The organism is Curtobacterium sp. 314Chir4.1, from assembly GCF_900215175.1.
In the GTDB taxonomy this organism is placed as follows: domain Bacteria; phylum Actinomycetota; class Actinomycetes; order Actinomycetales; family Microbacteriaceae; genus Curtobacterium; species Curtobacterium pusillum_A.
The window spans coordinates 1,073,129-1,084,411 of the sequence record NZ_OCMI01000001.1 but is presented as its reverse complement, the minus strand read 5'-3'; the positions used below and the strand labels follow the sequence as shown (position 1 = coordinate 1,084,411).

The window sequence follows — 11,283 nt, the reverse complement described above, 5'->3', positions numbered from 1 at the left end:
CGGTGTGGGGCTCGCGTCCACTTTGTGGTTCCCGACAGACGATCGGGAATCAAACTGAATACTTCAGCTACAGCTGAGAACATGTTTGAGACCAGATCATGGTCGACAGTGTTCCGGTGGTCATAGCGAGAGGGAAACGCCCGGTCACATTCCGAACCCGGAAGCTAAGCCTCTCAGCGCCGATGGTACTGCAAGGGGGACCTTGTGGGAGAGTAGGACGCCGCCGGACTTAACGTAGTAACACCAGGGAACCCCTGACCAGCACTGGTCAGGGGTTTTCTGCGTTCACGACGGACTGGCAATAGGATCAGCCGATGACCAACCAGCTCGCCCGTGCAGCCGCCTGGCCGGTGTTGACCGACGCCACCCGGTCGGCGCTGCGCGAGATCCTCGTGCACGGCGTGCTCTCGCGTGCGGAGATCGCGCGTGCGCTGGGGTTGTCCCGGGCAAGCCTCACCCGCGCGGTCCGGACGCTCCAGGAGCACGGCTTCGTCATCGAGGTCGGCACGGACGTCCGGGGTGCGACGGGCCGTCCGTCGGAGCTGCTCCGGACGAGTGAGGGCGTGTGGGAGTTCCTCGGGGTGAAGCTCACCCAGGACCGGATGTACGCCGCGGTGACGGACCTCGCGGGACGCGTCCTGGCCCTGCACGAGGAGACGCTGCGCGACACCGCTCCCGAGGCGCTCGTGCAACAGGTGGCGGAGGTCATGGAGCGCCTGCGGGCAGCCTCGCCGGCGATCTGCTCGCTCGGTGTCTCGGTCCCCGGCGACGTGGTCACCCGTGACGGTGTGACCGTGGTCGAGGTCTCGCAGTTCCTCGGCTGGCGGGACGTCCCGCTGTCGTCCATGCTCGAGGCACGGACCGGGCTGACGACCTTCACGGTCAACGACGTCGACGCCCTGACGGCCAAGGAGCACTGGATCGGTGCCGGCGCAGGCGTGGGATCGATGGCACTCGTCACGGTGGGTGCCGGTGTGGGCTTCGGCCTCGTCACGAACGGCGAGGTCTCCGAGGGCGCCCACGGCCGCTTCGGTCGGGTCGGGCACCTGCCGGTGTACGGCGGGGGACCGGACTGCGGTGTCGGGCACGAGGGCTGCGTGTCCGGGTACCTGCCGAGCTCGATCATCGCGCGGAACGCCGGCCACGAGGACACCGACTACACCGCGGTCGTGGACCTCGCGCGCGCGGGGGACGAGGCAGCACTCCAGGCCTTCCGGGATGCCGGCACGGCCCTCGGGGTCCTCCTGTCCACCGTGGTCACGCTGGTGGACCCGGAGTCGATCGTCCTGACCGGTGACGGCCTGCCCGTGTACGACATCGCCCGGGCCGAGGTCGACGCGGCGTTCCGGAACGGTCTCCGTCCCTACGAACCGGCGGTCACCGTGGTCGTGCAGCCGTTCGAGTTCTCGGAGTGGGCTCGGGCTGCGGCCGTGCTCGCCGTGCGGAGACTCCTGCGGTTCTGACGGGAGAGCGACGAGCAACGAGCAACGAACGACGCGCGACTTAGTTACGCAAGTTGACAAACACCTTCGACGGGCGGGATGCTGTTCGGGTCCACCGTCGAAGGAGATGTCGTGACCCCTGCCCGTTCCGTGCCCTGGCCCACCGAGGACCTGTCGTTCGGCGGTGACTACAGCCCCGAGCAGTGGCCCCGCGAGGTCTGGCACGAGGACGTCCGGCTCATGCGCGAGGCCGGCGTGAACCTCGTCACGGTCGGGGTCTTCTCGTGGGCTCTGCTCGAGCGCGCCCCGGGGGAGTACACGTGGGAGTGGCTCGACGAGGTGCTCGACCTCCTGCACGCGAACGGCATCGCGGTCGACCTCGCAACGCCGACCGCAGCCCCGCCGAACTGGCTGCTGACCGCCCACCCGGAGGTCCTGCCGGTCGACGCGACCGAGCGCCGCGAACGCCCGGGCGGTCGGCTCGGGTGGTGCCCTGCGTCCCCGGTGTTCCGCGAACACGCGCTCCGGATCGTCGACGCGATCGCCGCACGGTACGGGCAGCACCCGGCCGTGCGGCTCTGGCACGTGAGCAACGAGCTCGGCGGCGGCAACGGCCGCTGCCACTGCGAGGTGTCGGCGGCGGACTTCCGGCGGTGGCTCGGCGCGAAGTACCAGACCGTCGACGCCGCGAACGCCGCGTGGGGCACGGCCTTCTGGGGGCACACCTACACGTCCTTCGACGAGGTCTCCCCGCCCCGCGGGGTCGGCGGCGCCCCGAACCCCGGCCTCGCGCTGGACTTCGAGCGGTACTCGTCCGACGCGCTGCTCGCCCACTACGAGGCCGAGCGCGCCGTCATCGAGCAGCACTCCGAGGTGCCGGTCACCACGAACTTCATGGTCGGCGCCGGCTCGCAGGTCGTCGACTACGCCGAGTGGGCGAAGCACGTCGCGATCCCGGCGAACGACCACTACACCCTCGTCGACGACCCCGACCGCGCCGAGGACCTCGCCGCCTCGGCCGACCGGATGCGCGGGATCACGCGGGACCGCACCCCGTGGCTGCTCATGGAGCACTCGACGGGCGGCCCGAGCTGGCAGCAGCGGAACCGTGCGAAGGAGCCCGGTGAGATCCTGCGGAACTCGCTCGCGCACGTCGCCCGCGGTTCCGACGGGGCGCTCTTCTTCCAGTGGCGCGCCTCGACGGCCGGCGCCGAGCAGTTCCACTCCGCGATGCTCCCGCACGCCGGCACCCGCAGCCGGGTCTGGCGGGAGGTCTGCGCCCTCGGCCGGGCACTCCGGGCGCTCGGTTCCGTCAAGGGTGCGCCGGTCGAACCCACACGCGTGGCGATCGTCGTGGACGAGCCGTCCGGGTGGGCGCTGCAGTCCGGGCTGAAGCCGCACCGGGGGCTCCGCTACGGCCACGAACTCCGCGCGTGGCACACCGCGTTCTGGCGGCGCCAGGTCCTCACCGACGTCGTCCCGATCGACGCCGACCTCTCCGGGTACGACGTGGTCGTCCTGCCGACGCTCTTCGTCGTCGACGACGCGGCCGCCGCACGCATCAGCGCCGTGGTCGACCGGGGCGCGACGCTCCTGGTCACCTACGCCTCGGGCATCGTCGACGAGACCGCCCGCGTCCGCACCGGCGGCTACCCGGGGGCCTTCCGGGACGTGCTCGGCGTCCGGGCCGAGGAGTTCACCCCGCTGCAGCGCGACGACCGGGTCCTGCTCGACGACGGCACCGTCGTCACCGACTGGGCCGAGGACCTCGTCGTCGAGGACGCCGAGGTCGTCCTCCGCCACGTCGACGGCCCGCTCGCGGGCCGGCCGGCGGTCACGCGCCGCGCCGCCGGCGGCGGCGCCTGGTACGTCTCGGCGATGCTCGACGCGGACGGCGTGCAGCGGATCGTGGACCGGATCGTCGAGGAGCGAGCGATCGCGCGGACCGTCACCGCGCCTCCCGGCCTGGAGGCAGTGCGTCGCGTCCGGCAGGACGGCACCGGGATCCTGTTCCTCCTGAACCACCGCCTCGACGACGTCACCCTGACGGCCGCCGGGACCGACCTGCTCGACGGCTCCGGGCACGGCCCGGAGACCGTCGTGCCCGCTGGCGGCGTCCGCGTCCTGCTCGAGGCGGCGACGGCGTGACCGTGCTGGACGGCGAGGAGGCGACCACCGCGGTGCCCGCATCCGCCGTGCGGGTGCACGTGCTGCGCGCCGCGGGGACGAGCCTCGTGGTCGCCGCCCGGGTCGACGGACTGCCCGAGGTGCTGCACTGGGGTCGCGACGTCGGTGACGTCGTGCCCGAGGACGCCGACGACCTCGTCCTGGCGCTCGCGCGGGCCGTCTCGCCGAGTGCGTTCGACGCCGCGTGGCCGCTGACCGTGCTGCCGACCGAGCACGACGGGTGGGAGGGCCGACCAGCCCTCGCCGGACAGGTCGACGGGCGCCCGCTGGTGCCGGTGTGGCGCGACGTCGTCGTGACCGCCGACGATCGCGTCCTGACGGTCGACGCCGTGTCGGACGACGTGTCGCTGCGCAGCGCGTTCGTGCTCGACGGCGCCGGCGTGCTGCGCGTCCGGCACGCGCTGACGAACACCGGCACGGGGACCGTCGAGGTGCAGGCGCTCGAGGCGGTGCTGCCCGTGGGGGAGCGCGTGGCGGAGGTCCTCGACCTGGCCGGACGGTGGACGCGCGAGCGCACCCCGCAGCGTCGGGCGATGACGGACGGCGTGCACGTGCGGGAGAGCCGCCGCGGCCGGACCGGCCACGACGCGCCGACGCTCACGGTGCTCGGCACCGCCGGCTTCGACGACACCACGGGTGAGCTGTGGGCGGTGCACCCGGCGTGGAGCGCGGACAGTGTGCACCGGTACGACCGGCTCGCCGAGGCCCGGCCGGTGCTCGGCGCCGGGGAACTCCTGCGCGCGGGCGAGATCGTGCTCGCGCCCGGGGAGACGTTCAGCGCGCCGGACACCGTGTTCGTGTGGAGCGACGCGGGGCTCGACGGCCTGGCCGCGCGGTCGCACGACTCCCTCCGCGCCCGGCCCGGGCACCCGCGGACCCCGCGGCCGGTCGTGCTCAACACGTGGGAGGCCGTGTACTTCCGGCAGGAGCTCGAACCGCTCCTCGCCCTGGCGCGTGTCGCCGCCGACGTCGGGGTCGAACGGTTCGTCCTCGACGACGGTTGGTTCACCGGTCGCCGCTCGGACACCACCGCGCTCGGCGACTGGACCGTCGACGCCGAGGTCTGGCCGGACGGCCTCGGCCCGCTCGTCGCCGGCGTCCGGTCCCACGGCATGGAGTTCGGGCTGTGGTTCGAGCCGGAGATGGTCAGCCCGGTGTCGGCCCTCGCGCTGGCGCACCCGGACTGGTTCCTGCAGGCACCCGACCGCAACCGGACCTGGCGGCACCAGTACGTGCTCGACTTCGCCCGCGCGGACGTCCGGGAGCACGTGCTCGACCGGATGTCGGCGGTGATCGGGGAGCACCACGTCGACTTCGTGAAGTGGGACCAGAACCGTGACGTCGTGCAGACCGTGCACGCTGGCCGAGTCGGCCTCGACGCCCACACCCGGGGCGTGTACGCCGTGATGGACGAGCTGCGCCGACGGCACCCGTGGCTCGAGATCGAGGCGTGCGCCTCCGGTGGCGCCCGGGTCGACCTCGGCGTGCTCGACCGCACCGACCGGGTGTGGGCATCGGACTCGAACGACGCGATGGAACGCCTGCCGATCCAGCGGTGGACGGAGCTCCTGCTGCCGCTCGAGCTCATCGGCTCCCACGTCGGCCCGGAGGTCTCGCACACCACCGGGCGGCACCTGGACCTGGACTTCCGGATGGCGGTGTCGCTGTTCGGCAGCGCGGGCATCGAGACCGACGTCACGCGGTGCAGTCCCGCGGAGCTCGACCGGCTGCGGGAGTGGACGGCGCTGTACAAGCGGGAGCGCGGGCTGCTGCACTCCGGACGGGTGCACCACCTGGACCTCGGGGACCCCGGGCTCGACGCCACCCTGGTCGTCGGGGCGGACCGGGACCGTGCGCTCGTGCGGGTCGCCCGGACCGTCACCGGGCCGCGGTCGCTCGCCGTGCCGCTCCGGCTCCGAGGGCTCGACCGGGCGCGACGCTACCGGATCGCACCGGTCACCGGGCTGCGCGTGCCGAAGGGCGTCGACGTGACCAGGACGCCGTGGCTCGAGCGGGGGAGCCTGGAGCTCTCCGGCGCCGTGCTCGAGGACGTCGGCGTGCGGATGCTCGCCCTCGCACCCGGCACGGCCCTCGTGCTCGAGGTCCAGGCGCTCTGACCGGCTGCCGGCCCGGTCGACCGGCCCGGTCGACCGGCCGCGAGACTCGGCCCCGGCGACCGATCTCGGGCTCGAAGCCACGAGATCGGTCGCTGGGCGCGAGACTCGGCGCCCGGCGGCGCCCCCGGCCGCGCGGCGGCCGGCCTCAGGGGTGCAGCTGGGCTGCGTGCCGGAGCACGAGCGGGCCCGTGAGCGCCGCGGTGTCGATGCCGGGAGCGCCCGTCACCGTGAACACCACCGACTCCCCGGCGAGCAACGACACGAGCCCCTCGTCCACGCGGGCCCGGGCGTCGACCCGGTCCGGGAAGAGCGACACGTCGCGGGCGTACGACGTCGCCCTGACGGTCACCCGTGCGCCGTCCGCGGTGGACTCCACCGACGCGACGAGCGGGGACGGCGCGAACACCTGGTCGACGACCTCGGCGAGGTCGAACACCGTGCGGGTGCCGGCACCCGTGACGACGAGCACCTCGGACGCGGCGTCGCCGGGGACCGCGAGCGCGTCCGGCAGCGTCGCACGATCGGAGGACGCGGGACCGGCGGCGAGCGGGAACGACGACGACTCGAGGACGGTGCCGTCGAACGCGACCCTGGCCACCGTGACCTCGTCGGACACCGGCGCACCCGAGGCGTTCACCAGGACGACGTCGAGCGACGACGCGCCGGTGGAACCCGGCTGCAGCGTCAGCAGCACCGGCTGGTACGCGTGCCGCACCGCGTACCAGACCGGCTTCCGGATGCCCGCGTGGTCGACGAGCGCCCAGGACACCACGGGCCAGTCGTCGTTGAGCTGCCACACGATCATCCCGGTGTTGTCCGGCGTCCGGGAGCGGAACCACTCCATCCCGAACCGGATCGCGTGCGCCTGGTTGAGCTGCGCGGCGAAGTGCCAGTCCTCGATGCGCCACGCCGAGTCCGGAGCGGGCGTCGGCAGGTGCCCGCGCATCCCGTCGGCGAGCTTCCGGTTGCCCTGGTCGGCCTTCTGGTGCACGAGCATCTCGTGGCCGTCCGGGTCGAGCGGCTCGTCGTGCACCACGGCGGCCAGCGTCGACCACGCCGGCGGTCCCTGGAACCCGAACTCGGCCACGAACCGCGGCTGCCAGTCGGCGTAGGCGCGGTAGTCGAGCCGGTTCCAGACGTCCCAGATGTGCACGCTGCCGTTGCGCTCGTCGTTCGGCGTGAGGTACTCGTCGAACGAGAACGGGCTCCCGGGCGTGTACGGCCGGGTCGGGTCGAGCTCCGCGACGATGGACGGCAGCAGCGACCGGTAGTACCCGTTGCCCCAGGTCCGGCCGACGAGCGACGGCCGCCATCCCCACTCGGCGTACGCCACGAGGTTCTCGTTGTTCCCGTTCCACACCACGAGCGACGGGTGCGGGCTGAGGCGCGTGACGGCCTCGCGCACCTCGGGTTCGACCTCGTCGGCGAGCCAGGGCTCCTCGGCGTAGGCGGCGCACGCGAACAGGAAGTCCTGCCACACCAGGATCCCGAGCTCGTCGCACCGGTCGTACAGGTCCTCGGACTCGTAGATCCCGCCGCCCCAGATCCGGAGCAGGTTCACGTTCGCCTCGACGGCGTCGTCGATCCGCGCCGCGTACCGCGCCGGCGTCATCTCGGTCAGGAACGCGTGGTCCGGGATCCAGTTCGCCCCGCGGACGATCACCGGGCGGTCGTTCACCCGGAGCAGGAACGGCGCGCCACCGGCGTCGGCCGCGGTGTCCAGGGTCACGGTGCGGAACCCGACGCGACCGGTCCAGACGTCGTCGCCGACTGCGACGCGGACGTCGTACAGCGGCTGGTCGCCTTCGCCGCGCGGCCACCAGACCGCGACGTCGGGGACCTCCAGGCGCACGGTCGCCGAGCCGTCGACCACCGGTCGTGACGCTGCGCGGCCTGGAGGCACGGTGTCGGAACCGGCCGACGCTGCGGACGCGCGGTGCGGGGCCACGGTGATCCGCGCCTCCAGTCCGACCGTGCCGTCACCATCCGCGGACGTGACGGGCGCGCTGCCGATGGCCTGCGCGAAGGCGCCGGTGGAACCGGCGTGCTCGACGTCGACGTGCGCCGTGAGGACGCCGGTCGTGCCGTCCACGTCGACGAGGGGGCGCACGGCCGCGATGCGGACGCCGCTCCACGACTCGATGCCGATCGACCTCCAGATGCCGCTCGTGGCGACGTCGATGCCCCAGTCCCACCCGAAGTTCGACGCGTTCTTGCGCAGCGCGTTGTACGGGTGGTGGTTGACGTGGGGGAGCTCGCCACCGTGCAGGGCGGACAGGCGCTCGGCGGCGGGGACCGGGGCGTCGAAGGTGACGACGACCTCGTTCGTGCCCGGCCGGAGCAGGTGCCCGACAGGGAAGCGGTACGAGCGGTGCTGGTTCGCGGTCGTCGCGACGACGATGCCGTTCACCTCGATGGTGGCCAGGGTGTCGAGTCCGTCGGCGACGAGGTCGTGGCGCGTCTCGTCCGGGGCGCGCCACTCGAAGGTGCGGCGGTAGCGCCAGACGGTGTCGCCGATCCACTGCGTCGCGGCCTCGTTGTCGCCGTCGAACGGGTCGGGGATCCGCCCCGCCCGGAGCAGGTCGGTGTGCACGCAGCCGGGGACCTGCGCCTCGACCGGGTCGCGGTGCCGCTCGGATCCGTCCGGCCCGGTCACCGCCTCGACCGTCCACGTGCCGTCCAGGGTGGTCCGCTCCATCGCGTCTCCTCATCGTCGGGGTCTGTCCGCGGGGTCGTGACGCGACCCCTTGACCGACTTAGTTTAGGCGTGTAACAATCACGCTCACAACGTGGAACCTGCGACGACGCAGACCGAGAGGACAACGATGTTCAACCCAACCCGTTCACGGCTCGCCATCGGCGCGGCCGTTCTCCTCGCCGCCGGCCTCGCGCTGACCGGCTGCAGCTCCAGCGGCACCGCCAGCACCGGCGCCTCGGACTCGACCCTCATCGCCTACACCGGACAGTCCGGCGACTACCAGATCAACTTCAACCCGTGGTCGCCGTCCAACATCGGCGGCGTCGGGACGATCTACGAGTCGCTGTTCTTCATCACGAACGTGAACAACAACGACCCGAAGCCGCTCCTCGGCAAGTCGTACGAGTGGAACGGTGACGGCACGCAGCTGACGATCACCCTCCGCGACGGCGCCACCTGGAGCGACGGACAGCCCTTCACCTCGAAGGACGTCGTCTTCACGCTCGACATGCTCAAGAAGCAGAAGGCCCTCAACTCGATCGGGTACGACGGCACCGCGAAGGCCGAGGGCGACGACAAGGTCGTCGTGACGTTCGCCAAGCCGTCGTTCGTGCTCGGCCCGAACCTGCTCGGCAAGACCTGGATCGTCCCCGAGCACCTGTGGAAGGACATCGACCCGACGACCGACGTCGTCCGGAAGCCGGTCGGCACCGGGCCGTACACGCTCGGGAACTTCAAGGCGCAGGCCTTCACCCTCGAGGCGAACAAGAAGTACTGGGACGGCGCCCCGGCCGTGAAGACCATCCGCTACCTGTCGCTGTCCGGCAACACCGCCGGCGCCGACGCCCTGTCGCAGGGCTCGATCGACTGGCAGACCGGACCGGTGCCGAACATGGACGACATCCCCGGCCACTACCAGGGCTACGACGGCATCACCGTCGGCCAGAACCAGATGGCGCTGCTGACCTGCTCGTCGACCGCGATGGGCTGCACCGGCCCGCAGACCGACCCGGCCGTCCGCCACGCGATCGCCGACGCCATCAACCGCAAGCAGCTCAACTCGCTCGCGTTCTCGAACACGGCCAGCGAGATCTCGCCGACCTTCGCGCTCACCACGACGCAGAAGGACACCATCTCGAAGGACATCGAGCCGGCCGTGCTGCCGGACGGTGCCGACACCAAGGCCGCAGCGGCCTCGCTCGAGGGCGCCGGGTACACCAAGGGCGCCGACGGCATCTACGCCAAGGACGGCAAGAAGCTGTCCCTGACGGTCGAGGTCGTCACCGGCTGGACCGACTACATCACCGCGATCGACACGATGACGCAGCAGCTCAAAGCCGCCGGCATCGAGCTCAAGGCGCAGCAGTCGTCCTGGAACGAGTGGACCGACAAGAAGACCAAGGGCACGTACCAGCTCGCGATCGACTCGCTCGGCCAGGGCCCGACCGCGAACCCGTACTACCTGTACAACAACTACTTCTCGACCGCGAACACCGCCAAGGTCGGCGAAGCAGCGCCGATGAACATCGCCCGGTACAGCAACCCGGAGGTCGACGCCGCGCTCACGAAGCTCGCGACGATCAACCCGGACGACACCGCAGCGACCCAGCCCGAGCTCGACGTCATCCAGCAGCACGTCGTCGAGGACATGCCGTACATCCCGATCATGACCGGTGGCACGACGAGCGAGTTCCACGCGGCGAAGTTCACCGGCTGGCCGACGAAGGACGACCTGTACGCCTTCCCGGCGGTCTGGGCCAGCCCGGACAACGCCGAGATCTTCAAGGCGCTCAAGCCCGCCAAGGGCTGACGGCGGACTGCGACCGAGGAGCGCTCGTATGCACTACTTCCTGCGAAAGATCGGCTTCTACATCGTGGCCCTCTGGGCGGCGTTGACGCTGAACTTCATCATCCCCAGGCTCCTGCCCGGGAACCCGGTGGACATCCTGCTCGCCAAGCTCCAGCAGCGCGGCGGACAGGTGACCCCGGCGACCCGGCAGGCGTACGAGCTGCTCCTCGGTGGCAACACCTCGGAACCGATCCTCGCCCAGTACGGCCAGTACCTGGGCAACGTGTTCCGCGGTGACCTCGGGGTGTCGGTGAGCTACTTCCCGGCACCCGTGACCGAGGTCATCGGGAGCTCCCTGCCGTGGACGATCGCCCTCGTCGGCATCGCCACCGTCCTCGCCGCCGTGATCGGGGTCGCCCTCGGCGCCTTCGTCGGCTGGCGGCCGGGCACCTGGCTCGACTCGTTCGTGCCCGCCACCACCCTGCTCGCCGCGGTGCCGTACTTCTGGCTCGCGCTCATCCTCGTGTACTTCTTCGCGACCGGGATCCACCTGTTCCCGGCGCAGGGCGGCTACGACGTCACCCTCACACCGGGGTTCAACGGCGAGTTCCTCGTGTCGGCGCTCAAGTACGGGGTGCTCCCCGCCGCGACGATCGTGCTCGCCTCGCTCGGCGGGTGGCTGCTCGGCATGCGGAACATGATGGTGTCCACCCTGTCGGAGGACTACATCACCACGGCGATGGCGAAGGGCCTGCCGCACGGCAAGGTCCTCCGCAACTACGCCGCCCGCAACGCCGTGCTGCCGTCGGTCGCCGGGTTCGCGATCTCCCTCGGGTTCATCGTGTCCGGGTCCGTCGTCACCGAGCAGGTGTTCTCGTACCCGGGCATCGGCTCGAAGCTCCTGTCCGCGGTCACGAACAACGACTACGCGCTCATGCAGGGCATCTTCCTGTTCATCACCCTGGCGGTCCTCGGCGCGAACCTCGTCGTCGACCTGCTCTACGGGCTCATCGACCCGCGCACCCGGGCCCGGAGCTAGGAGGACACGAC

Annotated in this window: 6 protein-coding genes and 1 rRNA gene; 6 read left to right on the top strand and 1 reads right to left on the bottom strand. The window is 71.5% G+C overall.

Annotated elements, in window-relative coordinates:
- Positions 1-112 precede the first annotated feature (112 nt).
- The 4 genes from rrf (at position 113) to CRP27_RS04940 (ending at position 5,746) form a co-directional block, all read left to right on the top strand.
- Positions 113-229: ribosomal RNA gene (gene rrf, locus CRP27_RS04955) — 5S ribosomal RNA — on the top strand.
- A gap of 85 nt (positions 230-314) precedes the next feature.
- Positions 315-1,463 carry an ROK family transcriptional regulator gene (locus CRP27_RS04950; RefSeq protein WP_097179552.1) on the top strand — a complete coding sequence of 383 codons (1,149 nt, stop codon included), beginning with the start codon at positions 315-317 and terminating at the stop codon, positions 1,461-1,463.
- Between the two features lie 111 nt (positions 1,464-1,574).
- Positions 1,575-3,590 carry a beta-galactosidase gene (locus CRP27_RS04945; RefSeq protein WP_255257435.1) on the top strand — a complete coding sequence of 672 codons (2,016 nt, stop codon included), beginning with the start codon at positions 1,575-1,577 and terminating at the stop codon, positions 3,588-3,590.
- Entirely contained in the window at positions 3,587-5,746 is a 2,160-nt protein-coding gene (locus CRP27_RS04940; RefSeq protein WP_255257434.1) for an alpha-galactosidase, read from the top strand. Before CRP27_RS04945 ends, CRP27_RS04940 begins: the two co-directional genes overlap by 4 nt.
- 145 nt (positions 5,747-5,891) lie before the next feature.
- On the opposite strand, the gene CRP27_RS04935 is transcribed toward CRP27_RS04940, so the two are convergent.
- Positions 5,892-8,444, bottom strand: a complete 2,553-nt coding sequence (locus CRP27_RS04935) for a glycoside hydrolase family 2 protein (protein ID WP_097179550.1) — start codon at positions 8,442-8,444, stop codon at positions 5,892-5,894.
- 127 nt (positions 8,445-8,571) lie between these two features.
- Here CRP27_RS04935 and CRP27_RS04930 point away from each other — a divergent pair, with 127 nt between their 5' ends.
- Together CRP27_RS04930 and CRP27_RS04925 are read left to right on the top strand one after the other, a co-directional pair.
- Positions 8,572-10,254 carry an ABC transporter substrate-binding protein gene (locus CRP27_RS04930; RefSeq protein WP_097179549.1) on the top strand — a complete coding sequence of 561 codons (1,683 nt, stop codon included), beginning with the start codon at positions 8,572-8,574 and terminating at the stop codon, positions 10,252-10,254.
- A gap of 28 nt (positions 10,255-10,282) precedes the next feature.
- Positions 10,283-11,272 (top strand): ABC transporter permease, encoded by a 990-nt coding sequence (locus tag CRP27_RS04925; RefSeq protein ID WP_097179548.1) that lies wholly within the window; start codon positions 10,283-10,285, stop codon positions 11,270-11,272.
- The last annotated feature ends 11 nt before the right edge of the window (positions 11,273-11,283 follow it).

Bases quoted from the DNA above. Each gene is read 5' to 3' on its own strand.
- CRP27_RS04935 (WP_097179550.1), bottom strand. From the start codon at position 8,444: ATGGAGCGGACCACCCTGGACGGCACGTGGACGGTCGAGGCGGTGACC.
- CRP27_RS04930 (WP_097179549.1), top strand. From the start codon at position 8,572: ATGTTCAACCCAACCCGTTCACGGCTCGCCATCGGCGCGGCCGTTCTC.
- CRP27_RS04925 (WP_097179548.1), top strand. From the start codon at position 10,283: ATGCACTACTTCCTGCGAAAGATCGGCTTCTACATCGTGGCCCTCTGG.
- CRP27_RS04950 (WP_097179552.1), top strand. From the start codon at position 315: ATGACCAACCAGCTCGCCCGTGCAGCCGCCTGGCCGGTGTTGACCGAC.